This window comes from Amycolatopsis sp. NPDC006125 (assembly GCF_040614195.1).
In the GTDB taxonomy this organism is placed as follows: domain Bacteria; phylum Actinomycetota; class Actinomycetes; order Mycobacteriales; family Pseudonocardiaceae; genus Amycolatopsis_E; species Amycolatopsis_E tucumanensis.
The window spans coordinates 1-17,172 of record NZ_JBEXTZ010000045.1; the positions used below are offsets into that span (position 1 = coordinate 1).

Annotated in this window: 14 protein-coding genes; 6 read left to right on the forward strand and 8 right to left on the reverse strand. The window is 72.6% G+C overall.

Features of this window, described 5'->3' with window-relative positions; all coding sequences use genetic code 11:
- Nucleotides 1-322: 322 nt before the first annotated feature.
- The 3 genes from galE to ABZ193_RS22810 all read right to left on the reverse strand — a co-directional run bounded on the left by galE (nucleotide 323) and on the right by ABZ193_RS22810 (nucleotide 3,271).
- On the reverse strand, nucleotides 323-1,312 hold the full coding sequence (gene galE / locus ABZ193_RS22800) for a UDP-glucose 4-epimerase GalE (protein WP_020421074.1): 990 nt from the start codon (nucleotides 1,310-1,312) through the stop codon (nucleotides 323-325).
- Nucleotides 1,313-1,406: 94 nt separating this feature from the next.
- Nucleotides 1,407-2,579 (reverse strand): galactokinase, encoded by a 1,173-nt coding sequence (gene galK, locus ABZ193_RS22805; RefSeq protein ID WP_354711370.1) that lies wholly within the window; start codon nucleotides 2,577-2,579, stop codon nucleotides 1,407-1,409.
- Nucleotides 2,576-3,271 carry a metal-dependent transcriptional regulator gene (locus tag ABZ193_RS22810; protein ID WP_020421072.1) on the reverse strand — a complete coding sequence of 232 codons (696 nt, stop codon included), beginning with the start codon at nucleotides 3,269-3,271 and terminating at the stop codon, nucleotides 2,576-2,578. The genes galK and ABZ193_RS22810 overlap by 4 nt, the downstream gene beginning before the upstream one ends.
- A gap of 104 nt (nucleotides 3,272-3,375) precedes the next feature.
- Here ABZ193_RS22810 and ABZ193_RS22815 point away from each other — a divergent pair, with 104 nt between their 5' ends.
- Nucleotides 3,376-4,545, forward strand: a complete 1,170-nt coding sequence (locus ABZ193_RS22815) for an acetoin utilization protein AcuC (RefSeq protein WP_020421071.1) — start codon at nucleotides 3,376-3,378, stop codon at nucleotides 4,543-4,545.
- A 763-nt stretch (nucleotides 4,546-5,308) separates the two neighbouring features.
- Nucleotides 5,309-7,936, forward strand: a complete 2,628-nt coding sequence (locus ABZ193_RS22820) for a bifunctional GNAT family N-acetyltransferase/acetate--CoA ligase family protein (protein WP_237337290.1) — start codon at nucleotides 5,309-5,311, stop codon at nucleotides 7,934-7,936.
- A gap of 264 nt (nucleotides 7,937-8,200) precedes the next feature.
- Here the strand turns inward: ABZ193_RS22820 and ABZ193_RS22825 are convergent, their stop codons facing one another.
- The 5 genes from ABZ193_RS22825 to ABZ193_RS22845 form a co-directional block, all read right to left on the reverse strand.
- Nucleotides 8,201-8,530: a DUF1330 domain-containing protein gene (locus tag ABZ193_RS22825; RefSeq protein ID WP_354711371.1), complete on the reverse strand. Its 330-nt coding sequence runs from the start codon at nucleotides 8,528-8,530 to the stop codon at nucleotides 8,201-8,203.
- Nucleotides 8,531-8,725: 195 nt separating this feature from the next.
- Entirely contained in the window at nucleotides 8,726-9,853 is a 1,128-nt protein-coding gene (locus ABZ193_RS22830) for a hypothetical protein (RefSeq protein WP_354711372.1), read from the reverse strand.
- Nucleotides 9,853-11,388, reverse strand: coding sequence for a long-chain-fatty-acid--CoA ligase (locus tag ABZ193_RS22835; RefSeq protein WP_354711373.1), 1,536 nt, complete (start codon nucleotides 11,386-11,388; stop codon nucleotides 9,853-9,855). The genes ABZ193_RS22830 and ABZ193_RS22835 overlap by 1 nt, the downstream gene beginning before the upstream one ends.
- Nucleotides 11,385-12,425 carry an acyl-CoA dehydrogenase gene (locus ABZ193_RS22840; RefSeq protein ID WP_354711374.1) on the reverse strand — a complete coding sequence of 347 codons (1,041 nt, stop codon included), beginning with the start codon at nucleotides 12,423-12,425 and terminating at the stop codon, nucleotides 11,385-11,387. The genes ABZ193_RS22835 and ABZ193_RS22840 overlap by 4 nt, the downstream gene beginning before the upstream one ends.
- A gap of 10 nt (nucleotides 12,426-12,435) precedes the next feature.
- The gene (locus tag ABZ193_RS22845) at nucleotides 12,436-13,617 is read right to left on the reverse strand and encodes an acyl-CoA dehydrogenase family protein (protein ID WP_354711376.1); all 1,182 of its coding nucleotides are present in this window, start codon (nucleotides 13,615-13,617) and stop codon (nucleotides 12,436-12,438) included.
- Between the two features lie 105 nt (nucleotides 13,618-13,722).
- Between ABZ193_RS22845 and ABZ193_RS22850 the strand changes: the two genes are divergently transcribed.
- From ABZ193_RS22850 to ABZ193_RS22865, 4 genes are all read left to right on the forward strand, one after another.
- Nucleotides 13,723-13,914 (forward strand): ferredoxin, encoded by a 192-nt coding sequence (locus ABZ193_RS22850; RefSeq protein ID WP_020421064.1) that lies wholly within the window; start codon nucleotides 13,723-13,725, stop codon nucleotides 13,912-13,914.
- 62 nt (nucleotides 13,915-13,976) lie between these two features.
- On the forward strand, nucleotides 13,977-14,858 hold the full coding sequence (locus ABZ193_RS22855) for a 3-oxoacyl-ACP reductase (protein WP_354711411.1): 882 nt from the start codon (nucleotides 13,977-13,979) through the stop codon (nucleotides 14,856-14,858).
- Nucleotides 14,855-16,369: an aldehyde dehydrogenase family protein gene (locus tag ABZ193_RS22860; protein ID WP_020421062.1), complete on the forward strand. Its 1,515-nt coding sequence runs from the start codon at nucleotides 14,855-14,857 to the stop codon at nucleotides 16,367-16,369. Before ABZ193_RS22855 ends, ABZ193_RS22860 begins: the two co-directional genes overlap by 4 nt.
- Nucleotides 16,369-17,130, forward strand: a complete 762-nt coding sequence (locus ABZ193_RS22865) for a glucose 1-dehydrogenase (RefSeq protein ID WP_354711378.1) — start codon at nucleotides 16,369-16,371, stop codon at nucleotides 17,128-17,130. The genes ABZ193_RS22860 and ABZ193_RS22865 overlap by 1 nt, the downstream gene beginning before the upstream one ends.
- Nucleotides 17,131-17,172 lie beyond the last annotated feature (42 nt).

Genomic DNA, 17,172 nt, shown 5'->3' on the forward strand with positions numbered 1-17,172 from the left:
ACGACGGCCCGAAGTAGTCGAGCAAGAGCGCTGGGCACTGCTGCCACTCGACCTCACCGCGATCGGCGCGGGCCGCACCGACTAAGCCCTGTTCGGGGCCAGCCGCGCAGACCAAGCCCCGACCGGCACCGGCCAAGCCTCGATCGGCACCGGCCGCACCGGCCGCACTGACCAAGCTGCGATCGGCGCGGGCCGCACCGATCAAGCCCCGATCGGCACCGGCCAAGCCCCGATCGGCACCGGCCGCGCCGGCCAAGCCTCGACCGGCGCCGGCCCACCCGCCGAGAGGACCAGCCCCCGAGGGGATCAGCCCCGGAGGGGATCAGCCCCCGAGTGCCTTGCGCTCCTGCGTGAAGCGCCAGGCGTCGCGGACGATGCCTTCCAGGTCGGCGCGCTCGGGCTTCCAGCCGAGCTCCTCGCGGGCCCGGTCGCTGGCCGCCACCAGGATCGCGGGGTCGCCGGCGCGGCGCGGCGCCACCTCGGCCGGGATCGGGTGCCCGGTCACGGCGCGGCACGCCTCGATGACCTGGCGCACGGAAAACCCGGTGCCGTTGCCCAGGTTGTAGATCCGGTGTTCACCGGCCCGCGCGTGCGTCAGCGCGAGCAGGTGGGCGTCGGCGAGGTCGGCCACGTGGATGTAGTCGCGAACGGCCGTGCCGTCGTCGGTGGGGTAGTCCTCGCCGAAGATGCCGATGTGCGGGCGGTCCCCGGTGGCCACCTGCAGCACCAGCGGGATCAGGTGCGTCTCGGTGGTGTGCCGCTCCCCGTAGCGGCCGTACGCACCGGCGACGTTGAAGTACCGCAGGCTCACGGCAGCCAGCCCGTGCGCCCGCGCGTAGCTGGTGATCGCGTGGTCGATGGCCAGCTTCGACGCGCCGTAGGTGTTGGTCGGCATCGTGGGCGCGGTCTCCGGGATCGGGCTGCGCTCCGGCTCACCGTAGGTGGCCGCCGTGGAGGAGAAGACCAGGCGGGGCGTGCCGTGCGCCCGCATCGCGTCCAGCAGGCGAATGGAGGTGATCACGTTCCCGTGCCAGTACTTGGCCGGGTCCTGCATCGACTCGCCGACGAGGGACTTCGCCGCGAAGTGCAGCACGCCGTCGAAGCCCTCGCCGAGCAGGGACGCCGTCGCATCGGCGGCGTCGCCCTCGACGAAGCGCGCGCCGTCGGGGACGGCGTCCGCGTGGCCGGTGGACAGGTCGTCCACGACGACGACCTCGTGCCCGGCCTCCAGCAGACGGGCCGTGCAGACGCTGCCGACGTAACCGGCACCGCCCGTGACGATCAGCTTGAGGCGCGAGGAGTCGGAAGCCATGGTCTCGTCGAAAGCCTTTCTCGAGAACGAAAAGGAGGTGTCGCCAGTGTGGACAAGCAACCTGTGAGCCACGCACAGGTCCGGCCCCGCCGAATCACAGCTCGTCGCGTCCCGCGCCGGGGGACGGGACCGCCACGAAGGCACGCGGCGCGCGGTAGCCCGCGCGGTCGAAGGCCTCCGTGACCGCTGCCTCCACGGTGTCCACAGCGGACTCGGGCACGAGGGCGATCGCGGTGCCGCCGAACCCGCCGCCGGTCATCCGCGCGCCCAGGGCGCCGTTGGCTTCGGCGACCTCCACGGCGAGGTCCAGTTCCGGGCAGGAGATCCGGTAGTCGTCACGCATGCTGGCGTGGGAAGCGGTCAGCAGCGGGCCGATGCCGCCGATCCGGCCGTCCCGGAGCAGCGCGATGACGTCGAGCACGCGCTGGTTCTCCGTCACGACGTGGCGGACGAGCGGGCCGAGCTCGGCGGGCAGCTGCGCGAGCGCGCCGTCCAGGTCGCCGGGGCCCACGTCCCGCAGCGCCTTGACGCCGAGCAGGTCGGCCGCGCGTTCGGTGCCCTTGCGGCGCTCGCCGTAACCGCCCTCGCTGTGGGCGTGCTTGACGCGTGTGTCGATGGCCAGGATGCGCAGGCCCGCGGCCGCGGCGTCGAACGGCACCTGTTCCATCTCGCCGGAGCGGACGTCGAGGAACAGCACGTGACCGTCCACGCAGCACAGCGACGCGGTCTGGTCGAGCACGCCGGTCGGGGCGCCGACGAAGTCGTTCTCGGCGCGCTGAGCCCAGCGGGCGATCTCGGCGCGCCGCTCCAGGCCCGGGTCGTCTTCACCGGCCAGCCCGAGCAGGGCCAGCGCCACCGCGCACTCCAGCGCGGCGGAGGAGGACAGCCCGGCGCCGGTGGGGACGTCACCGGCCAGCACGACGTCGGCGCCGCGCTCGACGCCGTGGTCGCGCAGCACCCACGCCACCCCGGCCGGGTACGCGGCCCAGCCATCGACACCACCGGGACGCAGATCGGGGATCGCGACGGGCTCGGCTTGCTGGATGCGCCCGTCGGAGCCGAGCGTGGACACGGTGAGAACCTGGTCGGCGCGCGGGGACGCGGCGGCGGCCAGCCGGTGCGGCAGGGCGAACGGCAGCACGAAACCGTCGTTGTAGTCGGTGTGCTCGCCGATCAGGTTGACCCGGCCCGGCGCGGACCACACCCCGGCCGGGAACCGCCCGTGCACGGACCGGAACGCCTCCGCGGCCTCGCTCGCGGAGCTCACTTGGCCTGCGCCAGAACCGCGTGCAGCACCGACATGGGCACCTGCACCGCGCCGAGCTCGCCGGTCAGCTCCGCGGTGCCGCCGCCGTCCGCGCGGCGCACCGAAACGACGCTGCCGGGGGCGACTCCCGCCTTCTTCAGGTCGACCATCAGTTTTTCGTCGAGCTGGATGTGCTCGGCGAGGCGCCGGATCTCCGCCTTGCCGCCGCCGGAGCGCGCGAAGTCGTCCAGGCGCACCAGGTCGGCCTCGGCGGGCGGCGCGGGCAGCCCGCCCTCGCCGAGCTTGTCCAGACCAGGGATCGGGTTGCCGTAGGGCGAGGTGGTCGGGTGGTCGAGCAGCCGGACCAGCTTGCGCTCCACCGCCTCGCTCATGACGTGCTCCCAGTGGCAGGCCTCGGTGTGCACGTGCTCCCACTCCAGCCCGATCACGTCGAGCAGCAGCCGCTCCGCGAGGCGGTGCTTGCGCATGACGGCGATGGCGAGTTCCCGGCCGTGGTCGGTGAGCTGCAGGTGGCGGTCGTCGGCGACGCGCACCAGCCCGTCGCGTTCCATGCGGGCCACCGTCTGGCTGACTGTCGGACCGCTCTGCTGCAGCCGCTCGGCGATGCGGGCGCGCAGCGGTACGACACCTTCCTCTTCGAGCTCGAAGATGGTCTTCAAGTACATCTCTGTGGTGTCGATGAGATCGTTCACGATGTCCCCTTCGTCCGCGACAATCCATGGTAGTCGTTCCGGGCGACGGTCACCCCAGGTGACCGGGAGGATAATCCCGCTCCTCACGGCTACCATCGGACGTCATGCAGCCCGCCGTCGTCTGGGATCCCGCCCTCCTCGGTTACGACCTCGGCGGTGAGCACCCGTTCAACCCGGTCCGGCTCGACCTCACCGTGCGGCTCGCCACTGAGCTGGGGGTCCTCGACGGCGTGGAACTGCTCGTGCCCGAGCCCGCCACCGATACCGAGTTGTACCGCATCCACGCTGAGGAGTACCTGGCGGCGGTCAAGCTCGCGCCGACCGCGGGCTGGGACGTCGGCCACGGCCTCGGCACCGCCGACAACCCAGTGTTCAGCGACATGCACGACGCCTCCGCGCTGGTGGTCGGCTCGACCCTGCTCGGGGCGCGCAAGATCGCCGACGGCGAGGCGCGGCGCGCGGTGAACATCGCAGGTGGCCTCCACCACGCGATGCGCGACCACGCCGCCGGGTTCTGCGTCTACAACGACTGCGCGGTGGCCATCTCCTGGCTGCTCGACCACGGTTTCGACCGCATCGCCTACGTGGACACCGACGTCCACCACGGCGACGGCGTGCAGGCCGCCTTCTACGGCGACCCCCGTGTGCTCACGGTCTCGCTGCACCAGCACCCGTTCACGCTGTGGCCGGGCACCGGGTACAGCGCCGAGACCGGGTCCGGGGAGGCCGAGGGCACGTCGGTGAACGTGCCGCTGCCGCCGGGCACCCGCGACGCCGGCTGGCTGCGTGCCTTCCACGCGGTCGTGCCGTCCCTGCTGGAGGTGTTCCGGCCGCAGATCCTGGTCACCCAGTGTGGTGTCGACTCCCACGAGGAGGACCCGCTCGCGGACCTCGCGCTCTCCGTCGACGGCCACCGGACCATCTACGCTACTCTCCGTGACCTCGCTGAGCGTCACGCCGAGGGCCGGTGGCTGGCCGTCGGCGGCGGCGGGTACCAGCTGATCCGGGTCGTGCCGCGCTCGTGGACGCACCTCATGGCGACGGTCCTCGACCGCGACGTGAAGCCCGAGACGCCGCTGCCGCCGAACTGGGTCAACACGGTCCTGCGGGCCGCGCCGAGCGCCGAACTGCCCCCGGAGATGACCGACGGCCGGGACACCACGTTCCGCTCCTGGGGGGACGGGGCGGACGATCCGGTCGACGTCGCGATCCGGGACACGCGCCGCGCGTTGTTCCCGCTGCACGGCCTGGACCCGGACGACCCGAGGGACTGACCCGACCGATCCGAGGAATCGACGTGAGATGAGCAGGACCGACAAGCCCGGCGGACCGCACGAGGACGAGCCCCGCGGAGCCGCACCGGCCGGCAGGCCCGTTCAGGGGGGTGGCGCGCCGGGAGCGGAGAGCCCGGAGGGCGGCCTCGGCGCGGCGGCGGGTGGCGGCGGACAGGCCGCTGCCGGCCAGGATCGGGGTGCCGGCGCGGGCGGTGAGCATGCCGCTCGTGGCGGCTCGGGGTCGGGCGGCGGCGTGGGCAGTGTCGGTCGTGGCGAGGCCGCCGGTGGTGAGCGAGCGGCCGGTGGCGAGGCTCCCGGCGGTGAGCAGGCCGACGGTGGCGGCTCGGGGCTGGGCGGTGTCGATCAGGAGCAGGTGGGTGGCGCTGGCGTGGGCAGTGATCAGGGCAGTGCGGGCGGCAGCGGGCAGCAGGAGCCGCTGACCGGTGCCGGTGAGCGTGGGGGCGCGGGGCAGGCGCAGGTGGGCGGTGCTGGTGAGCGTGGGGGCGCGGGGCCTGCGCAGGTGGGCGGCGCCGGCGAAAGCGGCGGTACTGGCCGCGGTGGTGCTGGTGAGCGAAGCGGCGCCGGCGAGCGCGGCAGTGCCGGCGAGCGCGGTGCTGCCGGCGAGTCCAGCGATGCGGGCCAGGAGCCGGCCAGCAGCGGCGCCGGTCCCGGGCAGGCGGACGGCGCGGGTGACGGGGCGAACCGGGAGAAGCACGGGCCCCGCGATCCCTTCGACTACCCCCGCCACTGGGAGGCCGACGTTCTGCTCAGCGACGGTGGCACCGTCCACTTGCGACCCATCGTCCCGAGTGACGCCGACGCCCTCGTCGCCTTTCACGGCAAGCTTTCCGAGCGCACCCGGTACCTCCGCTACTTCGGCGCCTACCCGCGCATCCCGCAGCGGGACCTCGAACGGTTCTCCGTCGTCGACCACCACGACCGCGTGGCGTTCGTCGCCCTGCTCGGGGACGACATCATCGCCGTGGGGCGGTACGAGCGGCTCGGCGACGGGCCGTCCGCCGAGGTGGCGTTCGTCGTGGACGACGCGCACCAGGGGCGCGGCGTCGGGTCGATCCTGCTGGAGCACCTGGCCGCCGCCGCGTCCGAGAGCGGCCTGCGCCGGTTCGTCGCCGAGGTCCTCGCCGAGAACGCGGCCATGGTGCGCGTCTTCCGCGACGCCGGCTACCAGGTGAGCCGCGCCATCGAGGAGGGCGTGCTGCACCTGGAGTTCGACATCGACCCGACCGAGGAGTCCCTCGCCGTCGCCCGCGCACGCGAACAGGCCGCCGAGGCGCGCAGCGTCTACAACCTCCTCCACCCGCGGTCGGTCGCGGTCATCGGCGCCTCGGCCGACCCCACGAAGGTCGGCTACTCGGTCCTGTCCAACCTGCTCGCCGCGGACTTCGCGGGCACCGTCTACCCGGTCAACCCGGAGCACCGCTCGGTGCGCGGCGTGCGTGCGTATCCGTCCGTTGTGGACATCCCGGATCCGGTGGACCTCGCCGTCGTCGCGGTGCCCGCGGACCAGGTCGAGTCCGTGTTGGACGGTGCGCTCGCCAAGGGCGTCAAGACCTTGCTGATCGTCACCGCCGGTTTCGGCGAAGCCGGCCCGCACGGGCTGCACGCCGAGCTGCGCCTCGTCGGCGAAGCACGCGCGCACGGCATGCGCGTGGTCGGCCCCAACGCCCTCGGTGTGCTCAACACCGATCCGGCGGTCCGGCTCAACGCCACCCTCGCCCCGCGCCTGCCCAAGCGTGGCCGCGCCGGTTTCTTCTGCCAGTCCGGCGCCCTGGGCACCGCGATCCTCGCCGACGCCGAAGCACGCGGCCTCGGCCTGTCGACGTTCGTGTCCGCGGGCAACCGCGCCGACGTCTCCGGCAACGACCTGCTGCAGTACTGGGAGACCGACACCAGCACCGACCTCGTCCTGCTCTACCTCGAATCGTTCGGCAACCCGCGCAAGTTCGCCCGCCTCGCGCGGCGGCTCGGGCGCAGCAAGCCGATCGTCGCGGTGAAGTCCGGGCGGCACGCCGTTCGCCCGCAGCTGGCCGCGACGTCCGCCGAGGTCGACGAGTCGAGCGTGCAGGCCCTGTTCGAGCAGGCCGGTGTGGTGCGGGTGGAGACGCTGGCGCAGCTGTTCGACACCGCGCTCGTGTTCGCCCACCAGCCGCTGCCCGCCGGTCCACGGATCGGGATCGTCGGCAACTCCAGCGCGATCGGCCTGCTCGCCGCCGACACGGCTCGCGCGCAGGGGCTGCGCCTGGCGTTCGACCCCGTGGACGTCGGGCCGCAGGCCGGTCCGGACGACTTCGCCGCGGCAGTGCGGGAGGCGCTGAACAACCCGGAGACCGACGCTCTGGTCGCGGTGTTCGTGCCGCCGCTGTCGATCCCGGGCAGCACGTACGCGCGGGCGCTGCGCGAGGCGGCGCAGGAGCTTGACCAGGGCAAACCGATCGTGTCGACGTTCCTCGCCGCCGAGGGCGTGCCGGACGAGCTGGCCGTGCCCGGACCGGACGGCGCCCCGGGACGCGGGTCGATCCCGTCGTACCCCAGCCCGGAGCGCGCGGTGAACGCGCTGGCGAAGGTCGTGCGGTACGCGGCGTGGCGGCAGCGGCCGCAGGGCACGCTGATCCGCCCCGACGGCCTGCACGTCGAGCAGGCCGAGCAGGTCGTGCGGGAGATCCTGGCAGGCGGCGACAAGAACGTGGTGCTCGAGGACGCCGACATCGTGCGGCTGCTCGGGTGCTACGGCATCGACGTGGTGCCGTTCCGGATGGTGTCGAGCGCCGAGGCCGCGGTCCAAGCCGCGGAGGAGCTCGGCTACCCGGTGACGGTGAAGGCAGTGGACGAACGCCTGCGCGGACGGCCGGACCTCGCGGGCGTGCGGCTGGACCTGGCGTCGCCCGACGCGGTGCGGCGCGGGTACGAGGACCTGAGCGAGGTGTCCGGCGAGCGGGACGTCTACGTGCAGAAGATGGCGCCGAAGGGCATCTCGTGCCTGATCGGGCTGCAGGACGACCCGTCGTTCGGCAGCCTGGTGTCGTTCGGGTTGTCCGGGCTGGTGAGCACGCTGCTGGGGGACCGGGCGTACCGGGCGGTGCCGCTGACCGACGTGGACGCCGCCACGCTCATCCGCGAGCCGAAGAGCGCCCCGCTGCTGACCGGCTACCGCGGCGACGAACCCGCGGACCTCGCGGCGCTGCAGGACATGGTGCTGAGGGTGGCGGCGCTGGCGGAGGACCACCCGGAGGTGCGGGCGCTGACGCTGGACCCGGTGATGGCCTCGCCGGAAGGTGCTTTCGTCGCCAACGCGCGCATCGTGCTCGGCCCGCCGCCCGCCCGGCCGGACACCGGGCCACGAAGGCTGCGCCCGATCAACGCGACGTTCTGACCTGCTGCGGTGGTGGCCGGAGCCGGTAGGGGCGGGCGTCCGTGGGCCGGTGGCAGGGGTGGTGGCTGGTGCCGGTGCATTGCCCTGAGGCGCGGCCGAGGGGCGCGGCGGAGGGCTGCGCTGGGTTGGGAGATCGCGCCCGGATGGGTGTGCTGCTGCGGGCGGTGCCGGGCCGAGCGCGTTGGCCGGGAGGGCCTTGGCCGGAGTAGGGGTTGGGGGCGGGCATTGCGCCGCTTCCGTGACTGGGCGCCCGGAGTGGCGTGGCTACTCCGCGGCCTTGAGGATCGGGCGCAGGTCGTCCAGGCGGTCGAACAGGTGCCAGACGTAGGAGGACGTCCCGTTTTCCCGGTGGGGGTGGAGGTCGGCCAGGGCCGGGTCGTCGCGGTAGCTCTCGAATGCCTCCGGGGAGTCCCACTCGACCAGGATCATCACCTGGCGCGGGGCGATGTCCCCGGTCGCGGCCTCCCGGAACTTGCCCAGTGCCACGACCCGGCCGCCGTGGGTGGCGACCTCCTCCGCGGACCGGCGCGAGTACGCCAGGTACTCCGCGCGATCGGCGACGTCGAACAGGTTCAGCGCGTACACCTTGCCCATGCCGGCCACTCTACGGCCGCGCCGCCACCAGCGGAGAGCGCTACGGCCCCGCAGCCTCCATGGCTCACGGGCAGCTCTACGGCCGCGCCGCCACCACGCCAGGGCTCACGGAGTCAGCGCTACGGCCGCGCAGCCACCACGGCTCACGGGCAGATCCACGGCCGCGCCACCACACCACGGCTCGCGGTGTCGGCGCTACGGCCGCACCGCCAACACCGACCGGCTTCCGGGGTACTCCGTCAGTGTCCACAGCTGGTCGGCCGGCCCGCGGTAGCTCAGGTCCTCGTTGCCGGCCGGGAAGACGCCCGCCTTCTGCGTGGGCCCGGACGACGCCGTGAACGTCCACAGCGAGCCCCGGCTGCCCGAACCCGCGCTGGCGGACACGTAGAACGTCCCGTCGATCGCTGTCGCGCCTTGCATGCTCCTGATGCCCACCCGGTAGGCCTCCGTGGCGTGCGTGTAGCCGTCGGCGGACTCGGCGAACTTGCGGTCCGTGTAGTCGATCGGGAAGCGCACCACCCGCGTGCCCGTGCCGTCCGCGTTGTACTCCGGCACCACCACGCTGTCCGGCGTGCTCGTCCGGTCCAGCGACGCCGCCGAGAACCGCAGCTCGGTCACCCCACTGGCCGCCGAGTCGACGAAGCGCAGCGCCTGCGGCAGCACGTACGCGTAGTCGTGCGCCTCGTACGTGCCGTCCGCCTGCCGTCCGATCGCCGCGCTGTCGCCGGTCCGCACCTGCCAGATGTGCCGCAGGTCGAAGGCCCGGAACCCGCCCGACGTGTCGGCCACGTAGAGGTAGTACCCGTACAGGAAGATCCCGCCCGCGTGCACGGTCACCGCCCGGAAGTCCGGCTGCCCGGCCGAATTCGTGTACGGCTCGACCAGCAGCACGTGCCGGTACTTCAGAGTCGAGTAGTCCACGAACGAGACCCGCACGCCCTTGTTCGCCCCGGAACCGGCGTAGTACCAGCTCGCCAGCACCGCCGTGCGGCCCTCGTACAACCCGTCCCCGTACGCGTCGGCCGTCGTGGTGACGCCCTGCGGGTACCAGTCGGTCGTGTCGTTGTCGCCGGAGTTCCAGCAGAACGCCGCCACCTGGCCCGTGGCGCCCGGGTCGCACGACGACGCGCTGCGGTTGGCGCTGTCCAGCACCGCGGAGAACGACACTGTCGGCAGCACCCCGTCCAGCGCGCTGATCACGGAGTTGGAAGCGCTTTCCTTCAGTCGGAAGTCGCTCGCGGTCAGCTTGACCGGGGCGGCGTTCGCGACCGGGGTGACGAAGACGGTCAGAAGGACGGCCACGACCGCGGCGAACCTGCGCATCAGCCCACCGTAGGCACCGCAGGTGTCGGCGAGTAGACGCTTTCCTTGCCGCCACGCGACCACACCGGATCGGAACACCGCGTCCCCTCCGCCGCCAGCCGCCGTTTCACGATCTTGTACGTGGATGTCCGCGGGAGTTCGTTGACAAGGCGCACGAACCGTGGCAGCTGCTTCGGCCCGAGGTCCGGTTGCGCGGCCAGGAACTCCCCGAACTCCTCGGGCGACAGCGGTCCCGACAGCACCAGCGCGGCCATCACCTGGTCGCCCACCGCCGGATCCGGCACCGCGTACACCGCCGCCTCGGCGATCGCCGGGTGCCGCAGCAGGACCCGTTCGATGGGTGCGGTGCCGAGGTTCTCGCCGTCGACCCGCAGCCAGTCCCCGAGCCGCCCGGCGAAGAAGCAGAACCCGTTCTCGTCCACGTACGCCAGGTCGCCGGTGTGGTACCGGCCGTCCCGGAGCCGCTCGGCGTCCGCCTCGGGGTTCTTGTAGTAGCCCGCGAACGCCCCCGCACCGGCGGTGTTCACCAGCTCCCCGACCACGCCGGGCGGGCACACCGCGCCGGTCTCCGGGTCCAGCACCGCGACCCCCTCCGGCAACGGCCCCAGCGACCCCGGTGGCGTGTCCGGCGTCCGCGCGAACCCGATCCCGCCCTCGGTCGAGCCGAACGCGTCCACCACGTGGCAGCCGAACCGGCGGCCGAACTCGGCCAGGTCCGCCTCCGCGCCCTCGTTGCCGTACACGATCCGCAGCGGGTTGTCCGCGTCGTCCGGCGACTCGGGCGTCGCCAGCACGTAGGACAGCGGCTTGCCCACGTAGTTCGCGTAGGTGGCGCCGAACCGCCGCACGTCGGGCAGGAAACCGGACGCCGAGAACCGCCGCCGCATCGCCAGCGCCGCGCCCGCGGCGAGCCCGACCGACCACCCGGCCATGATCGCGTTGGAGTGGAACATCGGCATCGACAGGTACACGCAGTCCGAACCGGACAGTCCGAAGCGGGAGGCCAGCATCTGCCCGGGGAAGGCGATCTTCTCGTGCGTGCACCGCACCGCCTTCGGGTCGCCGCTGGTGCCGGAGGTGAAGATGAGCATCAGCAGGTCCGCGGGCGTCGCGGGCACCGGGGACAGCGGCGAGCCCGCGCAGGAATCCAGCAACGCGGCCCACTCCGGCCCGTCCAGGTCCAGCACCGGCACGTCCACGCCGCCCAGCAACGCCGCGTGCCGCCCCTCGGTCAGCACCAGCTGGCAGTCGGCGAGCCGGATGTCCCGCTCCAGCGCCGCGCCCCGGCGCGTCGGGTTCAGCCCGACCAGCACCGACCCCGCGAACGCGCACCCGCCGAGCAGGAACGAGAACGACGGCACGTTGTCCGCCAGCACACCCACGTGCTTCACCGGCCCGGTCAGCAACGAACGCAGCACCGCCGCGTGGTCGGCGCACTGCTGCACGTGCTCCCGCCAGGTCCACGCCGAGTCCTCGAACCGCAGGCCGGGGCCGTCGTCCGCGGCACGCGCCAGCAGCATCTCGGTGACCGTCATGACGTCGCGAGCAGGTCGCCCAGCACCCGCAGCTGCGCGGTCGCCCCGCCGAGGGCGAACTCCAGCCGCTTGGCCGCCACGAAGTACCGGTGCAACTCGTGGTCGGTGTCGATGCCGACCCCGCCGTGGATGTGGACGGCGGTGTGCGCGACGCGGTGCCCTGCCTCGGCGGCCCAGTACTTCGCCGTCGCGACCTCGGGCCCCGCGGGCAGCCCCTCCGACAGGCGCCACGCGGCTTGCCACAGCGTCAGCCGCACGGCTTCGACGTCGATGTAGGCGTCCGCGAGCCGCTGCCGCACCGCCTGGAAGGCGCCGATCGCGTGCCCGAACTGCTCACGCTGCCGCGCGTACTCCGCCGTGCGGCGCAACGCGCTCTCCAGCACACCGAGCTGCTGCGCGCACAACCCGACCGTGGCGTGCTCGACCACGGACACCTCCGGCAACCGCGAAGCCGGGACCCCGTTCAGCTCGACCAGCCCGGCGTCGGCGTGGTCCACCACGCTCTGCGGCCGCACCCCGTCCGCGGCGGCCACGAACACCGCGGTCCCCTCGGGCGTGTGCGCGGGCACGACCAGCGCGTCGGCGAACGCGGCGAACGGCACCGCCGTCTGCGCGCCCGAGACCCGCCAACCGCCGCCGTCCGGTTCCGCCGTGAAACCGCACGGCGCGCCCGCGTCCGGCAGCGCCAGCGCCAGCACCGCCTGACCACGCACCGCCGGCACGACCCACTGCTCGATCAGCCGCCCGTCTCCGGACCCGGCGATCGCGGACGCGGCCACCACGGTCGGCAGGTACGGCACCTCGGCGACGGCGCGGCCGACCTCGGTCAGCACCGCGCACTGCCCGAGCAGCCCGAGGCCGCCGCCCCCGACCGCGGTGGGCAGCGCCGCGTCGATCACCCCGGCCCGCGCCAGCTCCTGCCACACCGCGCGGTCGAATCCGCCCTCGCCGTGCGGGCTCGCCGAAGCGCGCTCGGACAGGATGCGGCCGGCGAGCGCGGCCAGTTCGGTGACGTCCGCACTCAACGCGAAGTCCACGGGTTCCTCCTCAGCGGGTCACGGGCAGGGACAGGGCGGTCGCCGCGATCAGGTCGCGCTGGATCTCGTTCGTGCCGCCGCCGAAGGTCAGGATCAGCGCCGAGCGGTGGGCGCGTTCCAGCCGTCCGCGCAGCACGGCGCCGGGGGAGCCGGCACGCACCACCGCGCCCGGCCCGACGACCTCCATCAGCAGCCGGTACGCCTCGATCGCCAGCTCGGTGCCGAACACCTTCGTCGCCGAGGCCTCCGCCGCGCCCAGCTCGTCCGAACCCGCGGCCCAGGCGATCCGCCAGTTGCGCAGCTTGAGATACTCGGCGTGGGCGTGCACGCGGGCCAGGTGCGTCCGGACCCACTCGGCGTCGATGACCCGGCTGCCGTCCGGCTGCTTGGTCTCCTGCGCCCACCTGCGCACCTCGTCCAGCGCGGAGATGATCGGCGCGGCCGAGGTCAGCGCCACGCGCTCGTGGTTGAGCTGGTTGGTGATGAGCGGCCAGCCCGCGTTCTCGTCGGCGATCCGGGCGGACACCGGCACGCGCACGTCGTCGTAGTAGGTCGCGCTCGTGCCCGGCCCGGCGACGGTGCGCACCTTCGTCCAGGAGAAGCCGGGCGCGTCGGTCGGCACGACCAGGATGCTCAGCCCCTTGTGCCGTTTCGCGTCCGGATCGGTGCGGGCGGCCAGCCACACGTAGTCCGCGTACTCGATCAGGCTCGTCCACATCTTCTGGCCGTTGACGACGTAGGAGTCGCCGTCCCGGACCGCGCGGGTGCGCAGCGACGCCAGGTCGGTGCCCGCCTCCGGCTCCGAGTAGCCGATCGAGAAGTGCAGCTCGCCGCCGGCGATGCGGGGCAGGTAGAACGCCTTCTGCTCCGGCGTGCCGAACCGCATGATCGTGGGCCCAATCGTGTTGACCGTCAGGAACGGCACCGGCACCCCGGCCACGGCCGCCTCGTCGGTGAAGACGAGCTGGTCGAGCATGGGCCTGGCCTGCCCGCCCCACTCCTCCGGCCACCCGATCGCGAGCCAGCCGTCCCGGCCCAGCTCGCGCACGATCTCCTTGTAGGCCTTGCCATCCCCGTACTCGCCGCCGTCCCCGGCCAGCGCCTCGCGCCGCTCCGGGGTCATCAGCCTCGCGAAGTATTCGCGCAGCTCGTCGCGCAGCCGGTCCTGCTCGGGCGTGTAGCTGATCCGCATGCGTCACCTCCGGCCCGCCCGGTCGTTGCTGGAAGCAGACCGGTCCGTGGCGCTAGTCTAGAACACGTTCTATTTCTATCAGCTCCGCAGCCGAGGAGGAAAGCCATGGAGGTCGCCGTCGACCGGTCGCTGTGCGAGGCGAACGAGGTGTGCATCGGGTTCGCGCCCGCCGTCTTCGAGCTGGACGACGACGAGGAGTTGCGCATCAGTCACCCGTCGGTGCCCGAATCAGAAGTAGAACGTGTTTCGCAGGCGATCGCGGCTTGTCCGAAGAATGCGCTGTTCATCGTGGAGTAAACGGCAGAAACTGGGGGTTGTCCGGGGCGAGAACAGATTCTAGTCTGACCGTCGTGGAAGGTATGCGGGAACCGCGGGTGGCCATCGTGACCGGCGCCGGGGCGGGACTGGGCCGGGCGGAGGCGCTGGCGCTGGCCCGTTCGGGTGCCTCGGTCGTCCTCAACGACGTCACGGAGGCCGCGAAGACCGTCGTCGAGGAGATCGAAGCCGAGGGCGGCCGGGCGCTGCTCGTCGCCGGGGACGTGGGGGAGCGCGCCACCGCCGACGCCCTCGTCGAAGCCGCGCTCGACCACTTCGGCGGGCTGCACGTCGTCGTCAACAACGCCGGGGTGCTGCGCGACCGGATGCTGTTCTCGATGTCCGACGAGGAGTGGGACACCGTGATCCGGGTGCACCTGCGCGGGCATTTCCTGTTGTCCCGCAACGCGACCGCGCACTGGCGCGCCCAGTCCAAGGCCACCGGCGCGCCGGTGTTCGCGCGGATCATCAACACCGCCTCCGAGGCGTTCCTCGTCGGATCCGCCGGGCAGCCCAACTACGCGGCCGCCAAGGCCGGCATCGTGGGCCTCACCGTCGCCGCTGCCCGGGGCGCCGCGCGGTACGGGGTGCGGGCCAACGCCATCTGTCCCCGCGCGCGCACCGCCATGACCGCCGCGGTCTTCGGCGACGCGCCGGACGGCGGCGTCGATCCGCTGTCGGTGGACCACGTCGCCCCGTTCGTCGCGTTCCTCGCCTCGGAGCGGGCCGAACGCATCAACGGCCAGGTGTTCGTCGTGCACGGCGGCATGGTCGCGCTGCTGAAACCACCCGCCGTCGAGCAGCGGTTCGACACCGCCGGTCCGCTGTGGACGGCCGGCGAGCTCGCGGCCACCGTGGGCGCCCACTTCGACGACCGAGACCCCGACACCATGTTCGCCGCCACCGAGATCCTGGAGCTCCCATGACACTCACCGTGCAGCCGCACCGCGAATCCGTCGGCCTCAAGACCGGTCAGCTCTACCTCGACGGCCAGTGGGGCCCCGGCACCGGCGGCGACTCCTGGACCCACCTGCACCCGGCGACCGGTGAGGAGATCGGCGAGTTCGCCATCGCCACCGAGGCCGACGTCGACGCCGCGGTCGCCTCGGCCCGCGTGGCGTTCGAGTCGGGCACCTGGTCGAACTCCCGCGCGAGCACGCGTGTCGCGGTTCTGCACCGGTACGCGGACCTCCTGCGCGAGCACGCCGAGGAGCTGCGGTCGTTGCAGGCGCTGGACAACTCGGTGCCGCTGTCGTTCAGCAGCACGATCTACGCGACCTCGGTCGGCGCCGCGGCGGACGTGTTCGACCACCACGCGGGCTGGGTCGACAAGCTCGGCGGCGAGACCCTGACGCCGTACCAGGGCGGCGACCACCTGGCGATGACCTTCCGCGAGCCGATCGGCGTGGTCGCGGCGATCCTGCCGTGGAACGCGCCGTTCCTGCTGTTCGCGCAGAAGGTCGCCCCGGCGCTCGCGGCCGGGTGCACCATCGTGCTCAAACCTTCGGAGTACTGCACGTTCACCGTGCTGCGCATGGTCGAGCTGCTCGTCGAAGCCGGGCTGCCGGCCGGCACGCTCAACGTCGTCACCGGCCCCGGCGACCCGGTCGGCGAAGCGCTGATCACCCACCCCGGGGTGGACAAGGTCAGCTTCACCGGCAGCCGCGCGGTGGGCAAGCACATCGTCGAGGCGTCCGCGGGCACGCTCAAGCGGGTCTCGCTCGAACTCGGCGGCAAGAGTCCGGCGCTGGTGTTCGCCGACGCGCCCAACGTCGCGCTGGCCGCCGCGACCGTCGTCGGCGCGGTCACGATGGGCCTGTCCGGCCAGGCGTGCGTCGCCAACACCCGGGCACTGGTGCACCGCGACGTCTACGACGAGTTCCTCGGCGCCGCGCAGGGCATGGCGCAGGCGATGACCTACGGCGACCCGTTCGACCCGGGGGTCATGGCGAGCCCGCTGATCAACGCCAAGCAGCTGGAACGGGTGCTCGGGTACATCGAGAAGGGCAAGGCCGAGGGCGCCCGGCTGGTCACCGGCGGCGAGCGGCTCGGCGGCGATCTGGCGAACGGCAACTTCGTCGGCCCGACCATCTTCGCCGACGTCGACAACCACGCCACCATCGCGCAGGAGGAGATCTTCGGCCCGGTGCTCGCGGTCGTCCCGTTCACCGACGAGGACGAGGCCGTGCGCCTGGCCAACGACACCGAGTACGGCCTCGGCGCGGGCCTGTTCACCGCCGACGTCCAGCGCGCCTTCCGCGTGTCGCGCAAGCTGCGGGCCGGCACGATCGGCATCAACGGCTTCCAGATCGAGCCGCACCTGCCCTTCGGCGGCTTCAAGCAGTCCGGGCTGGGCCGCGAGGGCGGCAAGTCCTCCATCGAGGCCTACACCGAGCTCAAGTCGGTGTACCTGCCGCTGACCGACGAGATGATGTGATGGGACGCCTCGACGGGAAGACCGCGCTGATCACCGGCGCGGCCAGGGGACAGGGCGCGGCCGCGGCCCGGCGGTTCACCGCGGAGGGCGCGAAGGTGATGGTCGCCGACGTCGCCGACGACGACGGCAAGGCGCTCGCCGAGGAGATCGGCGCCGTCTACCAGCACCTCGACGTGTCGCGCGAGGACGACTGGGCCGCCGCGGTGCGGCGCGCCGAGGACGAGTTCGGCGGCCTCACCGTGCTGGTGAACAACGCGGGAATCCTGCACTTCTCGGAGCTGGCGCACACGTCACTGGCCGATTACGAACGCGTCATCGGCATCAACCAGATCGGGGCGTTTCTCGGCATGCGCTCGGTCGTTGAACCGATGACGCGGGCCGGTGGCGGCTCGATCATCAACGTGTCCTCTGTGGAGGGTCTGGCCGGCATGCCGTTCCTCGTCGCCTACACCGCGAGCAAGTTCGCGATCCGGGGGATGACGAAGGTGGCCGCGCTGGAGCTGGGGCGCAAGGGGATCCGGGTCAATTCGGTCCATCCCGGCATGATCGACACGCAGATGGTCGCCGACGCCGCGGGCGGGGCGGAGATCGACATGGCCTGGGTCGGCAAGAAGGTCGCGCTGGGACGCGTCGGCAAGCCCGAGGAGATCGCGCAGCTCGCGGTGTTCCTGGCCAGTGACGAGAGTTCCTACTGCACGGGCGGGGAGTTCGTCGCCGACGGCGGCGCGACCGCGACGCACGCGCTGAACCTGCAGGGGTGATCGACTTCACGGGAATACGAAGTAAACACCGCTAACGCAAAG

Bases quoted from the DNA above. Each gene is read 5' to 3' on its own strand.
- ABZ193_RS22855 (WP_354711411.1), top strand. From the start codon at position 13,977: ATGCGGGAACCGCGGGTGGCCATCGTGACCGGCGCCGGGGCGGGACTG.
- ABZ193_RS22815 (WP_020421071.1), top strand. From the start codon at position 3,376: ATGCAGCCCGCCGTCGTCTGGGATCCCGCCCTCCTCGGTTACGACCTC.
- ABZ193_RS22860 (WP_020421062.1), top strand. From the start codon at position 14,855: ATGACACTCACCGTGCAGCCGCACCGCGAATCCGTCGGCCTCAAGACC.
- ABZ193_RS22825 (WP_354711371.1), bottom strand. From the start codon at position 8,530: ATGGGCAAGGTGTACGCGCTGAACCTGTTCGACGTCGCCGATCGCGCG.
- ABZ193_RS22865 (WP_354711378.1), top strand. From the start codon at position 16,369: ATGGGACGCCTCGACGGGAAGACCGCGCTGATCACCGGCGCGGCCAGG.
- ABZ193_RS22835 (WP_354711373.1), bottom strand. From the start codon at position 11,388: ATGACGGTCACCGAGATGCTGCTGGCGCGTGCCGCGGACGACGGCCCC.
- ABZ193_RS22850 (WP_020421064.1), top strand. From the start codon at position 13,723: ATGGAGGTCGCCGTCGACCGGTCGCTGTGCGAGGCGAACGAGGTGTGC.
- ABZ193_RS22830 (WP_354711372.1), bottom strand. From the start codon at position 9,853: ATGCGCAGGTTCGCCGCGGTCGTGGCCGTCCTTCTGACCGTCTTCGTC.
- ABZ193_RS22845 (WP_354711376.1), bottom strand. From the start codon at position 13,617: ATGCGGATCAGCTACACGCCCGAGCAGGACCGGCTGCGCGACGAGCTG.
- galE (WP_020421074.1), bottom strand. From the start codon at position 1,312: ATGGCTTCCGACTCCTCGCGCCTCAAGCTGATCGTCACGGGCGGTGCC.